The following is a 15,647-nucleotide window of genomic DNA, read 5'->3' as shown; positions in this document are numbered from 1 at the left end:
CCTCGGTGTCGTACCCGGGCGCGTCCTACGAGGTGGACGGGCTCGGGTCGCCCGTGCCGCTCGGCGGCGGTGACGAGCCGCCCGTGCCGTCGGTCGGGGACGGCTCGGTGGGGGTCGGCTCGGTGGGGGTCGGCTCGGGGTCGGGCGAGGTGGGCGGCGGGTCGTCGGTGGGCGTGGGGTCCGGGTCCGTGGGCTGCGAGGTGGAGGGGTCCGGGCCGGGGTCGGACGGGGACGTGGTGTCGTCGGGGGTGCTGGGGCGCGGGCCGGGGTGGGACGGGCTCGGCGCGGTGCCGTAGCCCCGGATGGTCACGACGGCGCCGGCCGGCGCGACGGCCACGCGGGCGGTCCAGTGGCCGGAGGGCTCGCGCAGGTGGTCGACGTAGACCCTGAGGGTCAGGGTCTCGCCGGGGCGCAGGGTGCCGGACGACTTGCTGAAGTAGAGCCAGGGGGCCGGTGTGGACGCGGACCAGCGCACCGGTGCGTCGCCGGTGGCGGTCAGCGTGACGAGGGTGGTGTCGCCGTCGTTCGCCGCCGTGACGCCCAGGGTGCGGGTGCCCTGTTCGCCCGCGCCGGGGACGCCGACGACCTCCACGGAGACGTCGGCCTTGCCGTTCTTCCCGGGGCCGGGGGTGGCGGGGTCGCCGGTGTTGCCGGTGTTCTCGTAGCCGGGGCCGTCGCCGGTGGGGCCGCCGTCGGGGGTCTGCGCCTCGCTGGTGCCGGCCGAGCGGCCTTCCTCGCCCTCGACGACCGGGGTGCCGCGGTAGGCCGCCCAGAGGGCGAGCACGGGGGCCGCGACCACCGTGGCGACGACGGTGGTGGTGACGGCGCGGGCGCGCAGTCGGTCGCGGCGGGCGGCGCGGTCCTTGGGGTCCATCGGGAAGCCGCGCCGGTCGAAGCGGGGCGCGGCGGCGTTCCGCGCGCGCGGGAGGTGGGCCAGGGCCACGTGCAGCGCCGCGCGGGGGGCCTTGAGGACCGGGAGTTCGGCCGGGGTGACGCTCGTGCCGGGCCAGCGGCCGGGGATCGCGCGTTCGGCCGTCCGGCGGCAGCGCGGGCAGTCGTCGACGTGCCGGACCAGCTCGCGGCGCAGGGCGCTGCTGAGCACGTAGCGGTTGTCGCCGGTGAGGCGGGCGACGCCCGGGCAGGTGCCGGTCTCGACGACGGCGAGGGCGGCGCGGGTGCGTTCCACCTCGCAGGCGGCGGAGGCGAGCAGTTCCCGGGCGGCGGCCGGGGCCATGCCGAGGACGGCGGCCACCTCGTGCGGGGCGAGGTGGTGGCGCACGGCGAGCTCCAGGGCCTCGCGTTGCTCCGGAGTGGTGCCGGCGGCCTCCGGCCAGGCGAGGAGGGCCAGTTCGTCGGCGTGTGCGGGGTGGGGGCCCGGCGGGGCGGGGGCGGGGTGTGAGGGGCGGGCGGTGTCCGGGCCGGTCCCGGGGGCGGAAGCGGGAGCGGAGTGCCGCGCGGGGGTGGACCGGGGTGCCGCGTGGCTGCTCGGACGTTTCTGCTTGGCCTCGGCCAGCTTGCGCAGGCAGGCCCAGCGGGCCAGCGCGTACAGCCAGGCCCGGCGGTCGCCCGGGGCACCGGGGCCGCGGTGGCCACGGCGTTCGGCCAGCGCGAGGACGTCACCGAGGGCACCGGTCGCGGCCTCGTGGTCGCAGAGCACGGACAGGCAGTACGTGAACAGGCCGTCCAGATGGGCGTCGTACGCCGCGTAGCGCGCGGGCGGGCGCTGCGCGGGCGGACGTTGCGCGAGCGAGCGCGCCGCGGCGCGGTCACGCGCTTCCCGGTGCGCCCGGTGTGCGCCGGTCGTGCGGGTCGTGGTCTCCGGACTGCTCCTCATCACTCGGCGACCGTAGGCGGCTATGGGTGGCGCGAACTGGCGCGTTGGCCACTTTTAATCCGTACGGGTGAAACGATCCCTCATAAGGGGACAGGAGCCTGTTATTCCGGGGCATCGGCGGCTCGTTCGGGGTGCCCGGGGTGCCCTCGGGGGCGGCCGGGGACCGGCCGGCGGTCGTCCGCCGGGCGGTTGCGGTCGTCCGGCCGGGCGGCTGCCGGCAGTCCGCCGGGCGGGGCGGCCGTCCGGCGGGCGGGGCGGGGCGGTGTCAGTGGCGCCCGTTACGGTTCGTGCATGGCTGCCCGTACGAAGTCCACCAAGGAACGGCCGTCCTTCCGCTGCACCGAGTGCGGTTGGCAGACGGCCAAATGGCTCGGCCGCTGCCCCGAGTGCCAGGCCTGGGGCACGGTCGAGGAGTACGGCGCGCCTGCCGTCCGTACGACGACTCCGGGACGGGTCACCACCTCCGCGCTGCCCATCGGCGAGGTCGACGGACGGCAGGCGACCGCCCGTCCCACCGGCGTGCCCGAGCTGGACCGGGTGCTCGGCGGCGGTCTGGTGCCCGGCGCCGTGGTGCTGCTCGCGGGTGAGCCGGGCGTCGGCAAGTCCACCCTGCTGCTCGACGTGGCCGCCAAGTCGGCGAGCGACGAGCACCGCACGCTCTACGTCACCGGTGAGGAGTCGGCGAGCCAGGTGCGGCTGCGCGCCGACCGGATCAAGGCCATCGACGACCATCTGTACCTGGCGGCCGAGACCGACCTCGCGGCGGTGCTCGGGCACCTGGACGCCGTGAAGCCGTCGCTGCTGATCCTCGACTCCGTGCAGACGGTGGCCTCGCCCGAGATCGACGGCGCCCCGGGCGGCATGGCGCAGGTGCGGGAGGTGGCGGGGGCGCTGATCCGGACCTCCAAGGAGCGCGGGATGTCCACGCTGCTCGTGGGCCACGTCACCAAGGACGGTGCCATCGCCGGACCCCGGCTCCTGGAGCACCTCGTCGACGTCGTACTGCACTTCGAGGGCGACCGGCACGCGCGGCTGCGGCTCGTGCGGGGCGTCAAGAACCGGTACGGCACGACCGACGAGGTCGGCTGCTTCGAGCTGCACGACGAGGGCATCACGGGCCTGGCCGACCCCAGCGGACTGTTCCTCACCCGGCGTGCCGAGCCCGTGCCCGGCACCTGTCTGACCGTCACCCTGGAGGGACGCCGGCCGCTGGTCGCCGAGGTGCAGGCGCTGACCGTCGACTCGCAGATTCCCTCTCCCCGGCGCACGACCTCCGGTCTGGAGACGTCGCGCGTCTCGATGATGCTGGCGGTCCTCGAGCAGCGCGGCCGCATCAGCGCCCTGGGCAAGCGGGACATCTACAGCGCGACGGTGGGCGGGGTGAGGCTCTCCGAGCCGGCCGCCGACCTCGCCATCGCGCTCGCCCTGGCGAGTGCCGCCAGCGACACCCCGCTGCCCAAGAACCTCGTCGCGATCGGCGAGGTCGGTCTCGCCGGAGAGGTGAGACGGGTCACGGGCGTGCAGCGCAGACTCTCCGAGGCACACCGCCTGGGCTTCACACACGCGCTGGTACCGAGCGACCCGGGGCGGGTCCCGGACGGCATGAAGGTCCTGGAAGTCGCGGACATAGGGGACGCCCTGCGGGTGCTTCCGCGCTCGCGTCGGCGAGAGGCCCCACGGGAGGAGGAGGACCGCCGGTAGACTTTGCCCTGGTCTCGCCCGTCCGTACGACCGAGTGTGCGGCGCGGGGGCACCAGAAGAACCTGCGACCGGAGGAGTGCAGTGGCAGCCAACGACCGGGCAGCAGCTCCCGGAAAGTCCGGTGGGAGTGCCGGTGCCGATGGCCTGATGCGCGCCTCACTGAGCGCCGTGGCGCCCGGCACCTCGCTGCGCGACGGCCTGGAGCGGGTCCTGCGCGGCAACACCGGCGGTCTGATCGTGCTGGGTTCCGACAAGACCGTCGAGTCGATGTGCACGGGCGGTTTCGTGCTGGACGTCGAGTTCACCGCGACCCGGCTGCGCGAACTGTGCAAGCTCGACGGCGGCATCGTGCTCTCCTCGGACCTCTCGAAGATCTTGCGGGCGGGCGTGCAGATGCTCCCGGACCCCACGATCCCCACCGAGGAGACCGGCACCCGGCACCGCACGGCGGACCGGGTCAGCAAACAGGTCGGCTTCCCCGTCGTGTCCGTCTCGCAGTCCATGCGGCTGATCGCGCTGTACGTCGACGGGCAGCGGCGCGTGCTGGAGGACTCGGCGGCGATCCTGTCCCGGGCCAACCAGGCGCTGGCCACCCTGGAGCGGTACAAGCTGCGGCTCGACGAGGTCGCGGGCACACTGTCGGCGCTGGAGATCGAGGACCTGGTGACCGTCCGGGACGTCTCGGCGGTCGCGCAGCGCCTGGAGATGGTGCGCCGGATCGCCACCGAGATCGCAGAGTACGTGGTGGAGCTGGGCACGGACGGGCGGCTGCTCGCGCTGCAGTTGGACGAGCTGATCGCCGGTGTGGAGCCGGAGCGCGAGCTGGTCGTGCGGGACTACGTGCCCGAGCCGACCGCGAAGCGGTCCCGCACGGTCGACGAGGCACTGGCCGAGCTGGACAAGCTCAGCCACGCCGAGCTGCTCGAACTGTCCACGGTGGCCCGTGCCCTGGGCTACACCGGGTCGCCCGAGACGCTGGACTCCGCCGTGTCGCCCCGCGGGTTCCGGCTGCTGGCGAAGGTGCCGCGGCTGCCCGGCGCGATCATCGACCGCCTGGTGGAGCACTTCGGCGGCCTGCAGAAGCTGCTCGCCGCGAGCGTGGACGACCTGCAGACGGTGGACGGCGTCGGCGAGGCGCGGGCGCGCAGCGTGCGCGAGGGCCTGTCGCGGCTGGCCGAGTCGTCGATCCTGGAGCGGTACGTCTGAGACGGCGTCTCCGAGACCGCGCCCGGCGGTCCCCGTGCGCCGCGGGGCCGCTCAGTCGCTGTCGAGGACGAACGACGTGCGCACCTTCCCGAAACCGGCCGGCTTGGCCTCCACCAGGTACGTTCCCGCCTTGGCCGAGCCCGCCGGGGGCGTCCCGCACTCGGCGGCGCTGGGCTTGCGGTCCCACTTCACGGTGTAGGCGATGCCGCTGTTCGCGGCCACCCGGTACTGCAGGCTGCCCTTGCCGCCCTTCACGCAGTCGTCGGAGGCCCAGTACGCGTCGTCCTCACCGGCCGGCGTGATGGTGAACACCGCGTGCTCGGGGCCGAGATCGATGCGGCAGTCGGAGCCGGAGGTGTTCTGCGCGGTCAGTTCGAAGGCGGGCGTCTGTCCGGGCGAGTAGCTGTTGCGGACGCTGCGCAGGCTCAACTTCACCGCTCCCGCGGTGCAGTCGGGCAGGCTGGAGCCGCCCGGCAGGACGTCGTCCGCGCCGACTCCGGTCGCCGCGCCACCGCCACCGCCACCGGAGTCCGAGCCACCGGCGCTGCCCGACCCGCCGGACCCCGAACCACCCCCGGAGCCACCGCCGTTGCCGTCGTCACCGCCGTCGCCATCCCCGGAACCACCCGAGCCCGACCCCGAACCCGAGTCGCCGGGTTCCCTGCTCTCCGACTCGTCGCGGCCGCCCGGGGCCTGGCTGATCGCCGGCCCGGAGCCCGAGGGGCCCGGGGTGATCGACGGCGCCGGGTCCTTGCCGTTCGCGCTGTCGTCGCGGCCTCCGTCACCGCCCCCGCCGCCGGAGACCACGATCCACGTGATCAGCAGCGCCAACAGGGCGAAAAAGGACAGCAGTACGGCCCTCCGTCGCCAGTAGATGGAGGAGGGAAGCGGCCCGACCGGATTGCGCAGAGATCCCACGGCGCAAACTGTACGAGAGATCGGCGCGTTCCCATGTCCCACCCGCCGTTCAGACTCGCAACTTTTACGGATCATCATCCCGGAGATCGTCCGGAAGCATCCCACGCCCCCTGTCGATCGTCGGGTGGGCCACATGCCGATCGCGGGGTGTGACCGTACCGGGCACCCGCCTACCGTCCGTGAGCATGACCTTCGAGGACGACGAGCTGTACCGCGACATCACCGGCTTCGCCCAGGACACCCCGGCGTGGGTGCAACACACCGTGGAGGTGTGGACGGAGGCGGGCATCCTGTTGTTCGGGGCGCTGTTCGTGGTCGCCTGGTGGCGCTCGCGGCGCGGCGACGGCCGGGCGTTCGCGATCGCGGCCCTTGCACCCCTGGCCACGGCTGTCGCGTATGTCTGCAGTGAGCTGCTCAAGTCCGCTCTCACGGAGGAACGTCCGTGCCGGGCGGTCGACGGAGCAGTGTCCTCGCTGGCCGCATGCCCGCCGACCGGCGACTGGTCCTTCCCGAGCAACCACGCGACGATCGCGGGCGCTTCGGCCGTCGCCCTGGTCCTGATCCGGCGGGCGCTGGTCTGGCTGACGGTGCCGTTGGCCCTGCTGATGGCCTTCTCCCGGGTTTTCGTCGGCGTCCACTACCCGCACGACGTCGCCGCGGGCCTGCTGCTCGGCGCCGTAGTCGCCGCCGCGGCGGTACGGCTCGGCACGCGCCCGGTGACGCGGCTGGCCGAGGCGATGCGGGACTCCGGCGCCCCCGCGGCGCGGTGGCTGAGCGGCCCGGGGCCCGCCGCCGCGCCCGCGCCCCCGTACATGGGCTCGCAAGGGCGCCGATGAGCCGGACCGTGCCGGACCTCCCGTGGGGCCGGACCGGGCCGGACCTCCCGTGAGGGAGGCGACGGGCGGCAGGGCATCCGCGTGTTCCGGCCCGGACGCCCGGCTCAGGCGCTGCTGCCGTCGCCGTCGCCGTCGATCAGGCCCGCCTCGTAGGCCACGATCGCCGCCCGGACCCGGTTGCGTACCGCCAGCCGCTCCAGGACCGCGCTGACGTACGCCTTCACCGTGCCCTCGACGAGGTGCAGGCGGGCGGCGATCTCCGGGTTGGACAGGCCGGCGCCGACGAGTCCGAGGACCTCGCGTTCGCGGGGGCTGAGCCGCGCGACGCGGGCACGGGCGTGTTCCTGCCGCGCCAGGCGTCCGCCGCCCGCTCCCCCGCCGAGGTCCTCGACGACGTACCGGGCGACCTTCGGGGAGAGGAAGGCGGCGCCCTCGGCCACGGCCCGGACACCGGCCATCAGTTCGTAGGGGTCACCGGACTTGAGCAGGAAACCGGTGGCACCCGCGGTCAGCGCCCGGGCGACGTAGGCCTGTTCGGAGAAGGTGGTGAGCATGGCGACCGCGGTGCCGGGGATGTTCCGGACGATCTCCTCGGCCGCCGTCAGGCCGTCCAGACGCGGCATGCGGATGTCCAGCAGGGCGACGTCGGGGCGGTGGGCGCGGGCCAGTTCGACCGCCTCGCGGCCGTCGCCCGCCTCCGCGACCACCTCGCTGCCTCCGCCGCTCGCCAGGATGGCACGCACACCGGCCCGCACCATCGCCTCGTCGTCGGCCAGCAGGACCCTGATCACCGTGCGGTCTCCTCTCGGGCGGCACGTGTCCCGGGTGCCTCGCCGGTGCGGCCCGCCCCCGGGACGACGTCCTTGGCCGCCAGCCGGTTCCGCCCGTCGAAGCAGAGCCGGAAGTGGTCGACGGAGACGAGGAGTTCGCCGCTCGCCCGGTAGTAATGGCAGTCGGTGCCCGCCGGTGGCGCGGGGGCGCGGTCGGTGGGCGGATCGTGGGCCTCGCGGTCCGGGAGTACGGCGGCCAGGTCGCCGTACGGCGTGCCGGGCCGCAAGGGGGCGTAGGCGCTCGGCGCGAGCACCGCGTGGGTCTCGGTGTACGCGTACCAGCCGAAGGCCGCGCCGACCAGCACGAGACCGGCACCGGCGGCGGCGCCCAGGCCGAGGGCCACACGGCGGCGGGCGCGCGTGAAGGGCGCCGTGGGCGCCGTGGGTGCCGTGGGCGCCGGGGCGCGGGCGCCGGTCCGTTGCGCGGGCACGTACGCCCGGACCCGGAAGCCCTTCCCGTGCGGGCCCGCCTCGAAGCCGCCGCCGGCGGAGGTGACGGCGGCGCGCAGGCCGAGCAGGCCCGTGCCGCCCGCCGAGGGGGCCCCGGGCCCGGTGGCGGCGCCGTTGGTGACGGTGACCGTCGTGCCGGAGGCCCGGCCGGTGACCGCGACGACGACGGGAGCACCCGGGGCGTGCCGGGCGGCGTTGGTGAGCGCCTCGCGCAGGGTCCGGTGCAGCAGCCGTCCGGCGGGGCCGCCGGGTTCCGGCGCCGGGGCCGCGGGATGCCCGTCCTCCCAGCGGACGGGGAGCCCCGACTCGGCGGCTCTGGCGACGAGTTCGTCGAGGCTCTCGCCCGCCGGGGCGAGCGGCGCGGGCTCGTCGTCCTCGCGCAGTACGCCGATGATGCGGTGCAGGTGGTCGGTGGCGTCGGCTGCGGCCGCACGCAGGTCGGCCGCGGCGGCACGGTGACCGTCGGCGAGTCCCGGGGCGACCTGGAGGGCGGCGGCGCGCAGGGCGAGCAGGCTCAGCTCGTGGCCGAGGGAGTCGTGCATGTCCTGGGCGATGCGGGCGCGCTCGCGCAGCCGGGCCCTTTCCTCGGCGTGCCGTTGCCCGTCCTCAAGCCGGGCCGCCCGCAGCCAGCCGGCCTCGGCGAGGGCGCGGCTCTGCCGCCAGTAGCGTCCGGCCAGCCAGGGGAGGACGCAGCCGAAGAGCAGGGTGCCGGTCAGCACCAGCGCCTCGGGCACCGGGTCCGCCCAGGTCAGCGCGATCCGCGCTGCGCCCAGTACGCCGGTGCCGGTGAGGCCGGCGACCGCCGCGTGCGCCCGGGGTGCGCGCAGGCCGAGCAGGAGGGCGAACGTGGCGAGAGCGGGGCCGTAGGAGACGCTGAACAGCGCCGGGGCGGCGGCCAGGCCGAGGCCCGCGCCCAGCGCGAAGGCGGCGAGCGGCCGTCGCCGGGCGAGCGCGACGGCCACGGCGAGGACGCCGAGTCCGGCCAGCTGCTGCCAGAGGGCGCGGGGTTCGTTCATCCCGAGCCGGTCCGCGGCGAGCGCGGGCAGCGCGAGGACGGCCCACACCACGACGCCCCGCCCGACGCCCCCGAACCCGGCTTCCGGTCGGTGATCGGACACTTTGTCCCGGGCGACACGCCGCCCGTACGGCGTGTCGTCGGGACGAACTGTCCAATCGTCGACCCCGACTTCCGACGGGGGGCGAGTGTCCATGGGGCGACGGTACAAGCGGGAGGCGGGGCGGCGCCCCTGCCGATCGGCAGGTGTCCTGTTCGCCGTAGGGTGCGGTGCGCCCGCCGGGCGGGCCTTCCGTGGCAGGATCGGAGGGTCATGACTGCGCCCATGAAGCCCTCGCACAGCGCCCCCTCCGGGCCCGCCGCTCCGTCCGCCGACGGACGGGCCGCGGCCGGTGGCTCGCTGCACGCCCCCGTCATCGACTGGTTCGACGAGCACGCCCGGGATCTGCCCTGGCGGAGACCGGAGGCCGGTGCCTGGGGCGTGATGGTCAGTGAGTTCATGCTCCAGCAGACGCCGGTGAGCCGCGTCCTGCCCGTCTACGAGCAGTGGCTGGCCCGCTGGCCGCGCCCCGCCGACCTCGCCGCCGAGGCGCCCGGCGAGGCCGTCCGCGCCTGGGGGCGGCTCGGCTACCCGCGCCGCGCCCTGCGGCTGCACGGCGCCGCCGCGGCCATAACGGAACGGCACGGCGGCGACGTACCGCCGGACCACGCGCAGCTCCTGGCGCTGCCCGGCATCGGGGAGTACACGGCCGCCGCGGTCGCCTCCTTCGCCTACGGCCAGCGGCACGCCGTGCTGGACACCAACGTCCGCCGGGTCCTCGCCCGCGCGGTCACCGGCGTGCAGTACCCGCCGAACGCCACGACCGCCGCCGAGCGGAAACTGGCGCGGGCGCTGCTGCCGGACGAGGAGGCGAGCGCCGCGCGGTGGGCCGCCGCCTCGATGGAGCTGGGCGCGCTGGTGTGCACGGCGAAGAACGAGTCGTGCCACCGCTGTCCGATCGCCGCCCAGTGCGCCTGGCGGCTGGCCGGAAAGCCGGCGCACGACGGCCCGCCGCGGCGCGGCCAAACGTACGCGGGCACCGACCGGCAGGTGCGCGGCCGGCTGCTCGCGGTGCTGCGGGAGGCGCCGGGTCCGGTGCCGCAGGCCACCCTCGACCAGGTGTGGCACGAGCCGGTCCAGCGCGCCCGCGCCCTGGACGGCCTCGTCTCCGACGGTCTGGTGGAGCCGCTGGCGGACGGTCTGTACCGGCTGCCGCTCGGCTGAGTCACGGCAACGGTTCACAGCGACGGTTCACAGCAACTGTCACCAGCGCCACGTCACAGTCACAACGGCCATACCGGGGTGCGAATCACCCCATAACATCGTCAACCGCCCGGCTGATTTATCCGTCTCCTACTTCCGTTACACAACCGACGGACAGCCGAAGGTTCGTCGCAGGCTGCTTCGCACAGCGCCGTGACAACGCTTCCCTACCTTCGTTTGCGTGCCCGAGTGGCACAGCACGCGTACGGACCACAGGCAGTGATTCGGGGATGGAAGGCGGTCGACCATGGCGCAGGGCGAGGTGCTCGAGTTCGAGGAGTACGTCCGCAACCGGCAGGACGCGCTGCTGCGCAGTGCCCGCCGCCTGGTCCCGGACCCGGTCGACGCGCAGGACCTGCTGCAGACCGCGCTGGTGCGGACGTACCGCCGCTGGTCGACGATCGAGGACAAGCGGCTCGCGGACGCCTACCTGCGCCGGGTCATGATCAACACGCGGACCGAGTGGTGGCGGGCCCGGAAGCTGGAGGAGGTGCCGACCGAGCAGCTCCCCGAGTGCGGCGTGGAGGACTCCACCGAGCAGCACGCGGACCGCGCCCTGCTGATGGACGTCATGAAGGTGCTCGCCCCCAAGCAGCGCAGCGTCGTGGTGCTGCGACACTGGGAGCAGATGTCAACGGAGGAGACCGCCGCAGCCCTCGGCATGTCGGCGGGAACGGTCAAGAGCACGCTGCACCGGGCGCTCGCCCGGCTCCGCGAGGAGCTGGTCGCCCGCGATCTGGACGCACGGGCGCTGGAGCGTGGGGAGAGGGAGCGTTGCGCGGCCTGACCTTCGGTCGACCACCCGGCAGACGCCGGAGGGGCACGCAGGCGGCGAGTGCGGCGGTGGCCGCGTTCGTCGCCCTCGGCGTGTGCCTGGCCGGCTGCGGGGCCGGCGGCACCGGTGCCCGCGACGAGGGCCCGGCCCACGCCGACGCGGTGGGCGGCGCCGCCTCCTCCTCGCCCGCCCCCGCGGCCACCCCCTCGAAGGTGCCCGACCGGGTGGACGCGGTGCGGCTGGTCCAGTCGGACCCCGAGGTCTCCGCGGAGGTCAAGCGCGAGCTGCGGCCGTGCGTCGCCGACGAGTACCCGGTCGACGTGTCGTACGGGGAGCTGACCCCGGGTTCGGCCGAGGACGTCGTCGTCAACGTGCTGACGTGCGGTGACGCGGTGGGTGTGGGCAGTTACGTGTACCGCCGGGAGGACGGCTCGTACCAGAATGTGTTCCGGGCCGAGGAGCCTCCGGTCTACGCGGAGATCGACCGCGGCGACCTGGTGGTGACGAAGCAGGTGTACGAGAGGGGCGACCCGGTGTCCAGTCCGTCCGGCGAGAACGTGATCACGTACCGCTGGGCCTCGGACCGGTTCGCGGAGGAGTACCGCACCCACAACGACTACAGCAACACCGCGGGCAACGTCCCCACCCCGGTTCCGGAGCCGGGCAGCTGACCGCACCCGTGCCGTCCGCCTACGAGGAGTGAGAACACCCCGGATGCCAGACCAGACCCACGTCCTGTTCGTCGAGGACGACGACGTCATCCGCGAGGCCACGCAGCTCGCCCTGGAGCGGGACGGTTTCGCGGTCACCGCGATGCCCGACGGGCTCTCCGGCCTGGAGTCGTTCCGGGCCGACCGCCCCGACATCGCCCTCCTCGACGTCATGCTCCCCGGCCTCGACGGCGTCAGCCTGTGCCGCCGCATCCGCGACGAGTCCACGGTGCCGGTGATCATGCTGTCGGCGCGGGCGGATTCCATCGACGTCGTCCTGGGCCTGGAGGCGGGCGCGGACGACTACGTCACCAAGCCGTTCGACGGTGCCGTGCTGGTCGCCCGGATCCGGGCCGTACTGCGCCGCTTCGGTCACGCCGCCGGGGACGACCGGGCCGAGGACGCGGGCGCGGCGGAGGGGGGTGTGCTCACCTTCGGCGACCTGGAGGTGGACACCGAGGGCATGGAGGTGCGCCGGGCCGGTCGGCCGGTGGCGCTCACGCCGACGGAGATGCGGCTGCTGCTGGAGTTCTCCACGGCGCCGGGCACGGTGCTCTCGCGCGACCGGCTCCTGGAACGCGTGTGGGACTACGGCTGGGGCGGGGACACCCGCGTCGTGGACGTGCATGTGCAGCGGCTGCGCACCAAGATCGGCCAGGACCGGGTCGAGACGGTCCGCGGCTTCGGTTACAAGTTGAAGGCCTGAGCGGGGACGGCGGGGACACAGGGATATGCGGGGGTTCTTCCGACACCGGACCGGCTCCCCTCCGGGGCGCCCGAACGACCACGACGGCGAGCCGGAGGGCCGCGGGGCGCCGGGCGGCCGTACGGAACCGGGCGGCCGTTTCGCTTCGCGTGGACCCGGCGAGACCACCGGGCCCGCCGGGCCCACCGGGCTCCGTCGGCTGCTGCGCGGCCGGAGTATCCGCACCGGGCTGCGCTGGAAGCTCAGCGCGGCGATCGCGCTGGTCGGCGCGCTGGTGGCGGTCGCGCTGAGCCTGGTCGTGCACAACGCGGCCCGGGTGTCGATGCTCGACAACGCCCGTGACCTCGCGGACGACCGGGTCCTGATCGCCCAGCGCAACTACGAGCTGTCCGGGCGCCAGAACTTCCCGAACGCCAAGATCGACGACCCCGCGCTGCCCCCGGAGCTGCGCCGCAAGACCGAGGCCGGGCGGCGTGCGACGTACGTCTCCGAGCGGGCCGACGGGGTGACGGACATCTGGGCGGCCGTGCCGCTCAAGGACGGCCACGTGATGTCCCTGCACTCCGGCTTCACCGACCGCAGCGCGGACATCCTCCACGACCTCGACCAGGCCCTGGTCATCGGCTCCATCGCGGTCGTCCTCGGCGGCAGCGCGCTCGGCGTGCTCATCGGCGGCCAGCTGTCGCGCCGGCTGCGCGAGGCCGCCGCCGCGGCCAACCAGGTCGCCAACGGCGAGCCCGACGTCCGGGTGCGGGACGCCATCGGCGGCGTCGTACGGGACGAGACCGACGACGTCGCGCGGGCGGTGGACGCGATGGCCGACACCTTGCAGCAGCGCATCGAGGCCGAGCGCCGGGTCACCGCGGACATCGCGCACGAGTTGCGTACGCCGGTGACCGGCCTGCTCACCGCCGCCGAGCTGCTGCCGCCGGGCCGGCCGACCGAGCTGGTCCTGGACCGGGCGAAGGCCATGCGCACGCTCGTCGAGGACGTCCTGGAGGTGGCGCGGCTCGACGGCGCCTCGGAACGGGCCGAGCTGCAGGACATCATGCTGGGCCACTTCGTGTCCCGGCGGGTGGCCGCCAAGGACCCGGCCGTCACGGTGCGGGTGGTCCACGAGTCGGAGGTCACGACCGACCCGCGCCGCCTGGAGCGCGTGCTGTTCAACCTGCTCGCCAACGCCGCCCGGCACGGCCGGCCGCCCATCGAGGTCAGCGTCGAGGGCCGGGTGATCCGGGTCCGCGACCACGGTCCCGGCTTCCCCCCGCACCTCCTCGCCGAGGGGCCGAGCCGCTTCCGTACCGGCAGCAGGGACCGCGCGGGCCGCGGTCACGGGCTGGGCCTGACCATCGCGGCCGGTCAGGCCCGCGTCCTGGGCGCCCGGCTCACCTTCCGCAACGTACGCCCGGCGGGTGCGGCCCCCGACGAACCGGCCGAGGGCGCGGTCGCCGTGCTGTGGCTGCCGGAGCACGCGCCGACGAACACGGGCAGCTACCCGATGCTGCCGGACCGGAAGAACGACGAGACGCCGTCGCCCCGGGACGTCTCCCCCAAGCGGTGACGCCGAGGCGCCCAGGCCCGCTTCAGCTCACCGAGCGACGACCGAGCGCCGCCCGGACCCGGTTCAGGCCCTCCGCCCGCCAGTGGTCCCGGTCGGGCATCTGGTCCTCGGTGCGCCAGCGCCAGGCGCAGAACAGCGCCCAGTTCAGCGCGCGGCACCGGCGGACCAGGTCGGGGTCGGCGCCCGCGTAGTGCTCGGCGACCTCCTCGGGCGCGTGGGCGAGGTCGAACTCGACCGGCCCCCGGCAGCAGGTGGCCAGGTCCACGAAGAGCGGTCCCCGCCTGGTGCTCAGGAGGTTTCCCGGATGCGGCTCGCCGTGCAGCAGCTGGTCGCCGGTCCGGTCGCCACCGATTTCGGCGGCCAGGCCGCGCAGGGTGTCGCCGAGGAACGTCCGGTTGGCGTCGGTCAGTTCGGGGGAACGGCCCCGGTCCTCCACCGCATCCAGTGCCGCGGCCACCCGGTCGGTGAAGTGCGGTGCGCCGTCCAGGTCGATCCGGCGCAGGGCGGCGTGGTGCCGCATGAACACGTCCGCGTAGTCGGCGGGCGAGATCTCCGGGCCCACGGGGGCGTAGTACGTCCACAGCGAGACGACGAAGCCGTCCCGCACGTGGACCTCCGGTGGGACCCGGGGGTCCAGCTCGGCCACCGGGGCGCCGACACCGGTCAGTTGGCGGGCGACCTCCGCTTCGAACTCGGCCTCCGCCAGGGTCGCCGAGGGGGCGACGCGGGCCAGCACGTCGCAGGGGACGAGCCGCAGCGCCACGCGGTCCGAGTTGTGGACGACGGCCACGTCGTCGGCCCGCAGGCCCAGCTCCGACGCGACCGCCCGTCCCGCCTCGACGGCGCGGCGCAACTCCGGTTGCTCCACGGCGGGCGCTACCGCAGACCGTCGACGAAGCTCTGCCAGGCACGGGCGCCGACGGTCACGACGGGCCCCGCGGTGTTCTTACTGTCCCGCACGGGGACGGAACCGGCGGGGCATCCGTCGGCGACCTCCACGCATTCGCCGCCGTTGGGGCCGCTGAAGCTGGACTTACGCCACTGGGCTTCGCTCAGTTCGGTCTGCATAGCGTTCCTCCATTACGCGGGCGATCAGCGCCGCCGAGTCCTTCACCGAGAGGGCGGCCGCTTGCAAGTGAGCGTAATTGAGGTTGGCTTCTTTGATGGTGTCCGGGTCGGCCGTCATGTGGCCGGACATCATGTCCTCTGTGTAGAAGACGTCCGGATGGTCATCAAAGCGGAAGATGGTGAACGCCCCTTCGAGGCCCGGATGTTCACCGCTTGAGAGCGGCAGCACCTGGATCCGCATCCAGCGGTGCCTGATGCACCTCAACAGGTGGCCCAGTTGGCGCCTCATCACGTCATCGCCGCCGACCGGCCGGTGGAGTACGGCCTCGTCAAGGATCACCAGAGCCACAGGAGGCTTTTCCCAGTCGAGGATGCGCTGGCGCTCCAATCGCGCGGCCAACAAACTGTCCAGCTGCCCCGGCCTGCCCGTGGCCAGCACCGCCCGCGCGTACTCCTCCGTCTGCAACAGCCCGTAGACCAGCTGCGCCTGGTACGTCGAGATGTACGCCGCGTTCGCCTCCATCTCCGCGTACGGCTGGAACCACGTAGGAAGTTGGCTGCGCAGGACCAGGCCGATCAGGCGGGAGAACAGGCCGTCCGTGCCCAGCGCAGCGTCCACGCGCTCGGAGAAGTCCCGGGTCGGGACCTTCTTCGTGGTCTCGATCTGGCCGATCAGCGAGCCCGTGCAGAAGATGATGTCGCCGAGCTGGCCCTGCTTGAGACCGTGGGCCTCG

At 74.2% G+C, this 15,647-nt stretch carries 15 protein-coding genes; 8 read left to right on the top strand and 7 right to left on the bottom strand.

Features of this window, described 5'->3' with window-relative positions; all coding sequences use genetic code 11:
- Positions 1-25: 25 nt before the first annotated feature.
- Positions 26-1,834 (bottom strand): BACON domain-containing protein, encoded by a 1,809-nt coding sequence (locus tag IG94_RS0135970; protein WP_031047527.1) that lies wholly within the window; start codon positions 1,832-1,834, stop codon positions 26-28.
- A gap of 291 nt (positions 1,835-2,125) precedes the next feature.
- Here IG94_RS0135970 and radA point away from each other — a divergent pair, with 291 nt between their 5' ends.
- Together radA and disA are read left to right on the top strand one after the other, a co-directional pair.
- Positions 2,126-3,535: a DNA repair protein RadA gene (radA, locus tag IG94_RS0135965; protein ID WP_031047524.1), complete on the top strand. Its 1,410-nt coding sequence runs from the start codon at positions 2,126-2,128 to the stop codon at positions 3,533-3,535.
- Positions 3,536-3,616: 81 nt separating this feature from the next.
- Positions 3,617-4,741 (top strand): DNA integrity scanning diadenylate cyclase DisA, encoded by a 1,125-nt coding sequence (gene disA, locus IG94_RS0135960; RefSeq protein ID WP_031047520.1) that lies wholly within the window; start codon positions 3,617-3,619, stop codon positions 4,739-4,741.
- Between the two features lie 51 nt (positions 4,742-4,792).
- Here the strand turns inward: disA and IG94_RS43210 are convergent, their stop codons facing one another.
- Positions 4,793-5,659, bottom strand: coding sequence for a hypothetical protein (locus IG94_RS43210; RefSeq protein WP_078892552.1), 867 nt, complete (start codon positions 5,657-5,659; stop codon positions 4,793-4,795).
- 185 nt (positions 5,660-5,844) lie between these two features.
- On the opposite strand from IG94_RS43210, the gene IG94_RS0135950 reads away from it, so the two are divergent.
- Positions 5,845-6,495, top strand: a complete 651-nt coding sequence (locus tag IG94_RS0135950; protein WP_031047514.1) for a phosphatase PAP2 family protein — start codon at positions 5,845-5,847, stop codon at positions 6,493-6,495.
- Positions 6,496-6,599: 104 nt separating this feature from the next.
- Here IG94_RS0135950 and IG94_RS0135945 read toward each other — a convergent pair whose 3' ends face one another.
- Together IG94_RS0135945 and IG94_RS39190 are read right to left on the bottom strand one after the other, a co-directional pair.
- Positions 6,600-7,286, bottom strand: coding sequence for a response regulator transcription factor (locus tag IG94_RS0135945; protein WP_031047511.1), 687 nt, complete (start codon positions 7,284-7,286; stop codon positions 6,600-6,602).
- A complete protein-coding gene (locus IG94_RS39190) occupies positions 7,283-8,893 on the bottom strand; it encodes a sensor histidine kinase (protein ID WP_052411027.1) in 1,611 nt (536 codons plus the stop codon). The genes IG94_RS0135945 and IG94_RS39190 overlap by 4 nt, the downstream gene beginning before the upstream one ends.
- Before the next feature lie 210 nt (positions 8,894-9,103).
- Between IG94_RS39190 and IG94_RS0135935 the strand changes: the two genes are divergently transcribed.
- The 5 genes from IG94_RS0135935 (at position 9,104) to cseC (ending at position 13,845) form a co-directional block, all read left to right on the top strand.
- Complete coding sequence (locus IG94_RS0135935; RefSeq protein WP_031047504.1) at positions 9,104-10,054, top strand: HhH-GPD family protein; 951 nt, start codon at positions 9,104-9,106, stop codon at positions 10,052-10,054.
- Between the two features lie 286 nt (positions 10,055-10,340).
- Positions 10,341-10,880, top strand: a complete 540-nt coding sequence (locus IG94_RS0135930) for a SigE family RNA polymerase sigma factor (protein ID WP_031047501.1) — start codon at positions 10,341-10,343, stop codon at positions 10,878-10,880.
- Positions 10,868-11,539 (top strand): hypothetical protein, encoded by a 672-nt coding sequence (locus IG94_RS0135925; protein ID WP_031047498.1) that lies wholly within the window; start codon positions 10,868-10,870, stop codon positions 11,537-11,539. The genes IG94_RS0135930 and IG94_RS0135925 overlap by 13 nt, the downstream gene beginning before the upstream one ends.
- Positions 11,540-11,582: 43 nt before the next feature.
- Entirely contained in the window at positions 11,583-12,284 is a 702-nt protein-coding gene (gene cseB, locus IG94_RS0135920) for a two-component system response regulator CseB (RefSeq protein ID WP_031047495.1), read from the top strand.
- Positions 12,285-12,309: 25 nt separating this feature from the next.
- Positions 12,310-13,845 carry a two-component system sensor histidine kinase CseC gene (cseC, locus tag IG94_RS0135915; RefSeq protein ID WP_031047492.1) on the top strand — a complete coding sequence of 512 codons (1,536 nt, stop codon included), beginning with the start codon at positions 12,310-12,312 and terminating at the stop codon, positions 13,843-13,845.
- Positions 13,846-13,867: 22 nt separating this feature from the next.
- Here cseC and IG94_RS0135910 read toward each other — a convergent pair whose 3' ends face one another.
- From IG94_RS0135910 to IG94_RS0135900, 3 genes are all read right to left on the bottom strand, one after another.
- The gene (locus IG94_RS0135910) at positions 13,868-14,713 is read right to left on the bottom strand and encodes a phosphotransferase family protein (RefSeq protein WP_031047489.1); all 846 of its coding nucleotides are present in this window, start codon (positions 14,711-14,713) and stop codon (positions 13,868-13,870) included.
- Positions 14,714-14,721: 8 nt separating this feature from the next.
- Positions 14,722-14,913 (bottom strand): DUF397 domain-containing protein, encoded by a 192-nt coding sequence (locus IG94_RS0135905; RefSeq protein WP_031047486.1) that lies wholly within the window; start codon positions 14,911-14,913, stop codon positions 14,722-14,724.
- A partial coding sequence (locus tag IG94_RS0135900) for a helix-turn-helix domain-containing protein (protein ID WP_031047485.1) occupies positions 14,879-15,647 on the bottom strand: 769 nt, incomplete at its 5' end. The genes IG94_RS0135900 and IG94_RS0135905, both read right to left, overlap by 35 nt.

This window comes from Streptomyces olivaceus, assembly GCF_000721235.1.
GTDB classification, from domain to species: Bacteria; Actinomycetota; Actinomycetes; order Streptomycetales; family Streptomycetaceae; genus Streptomyces; species Streptomyces olivaceus.
This window is presented reverse-complemented; position numbering and strand designations above follow the sequence as displayed.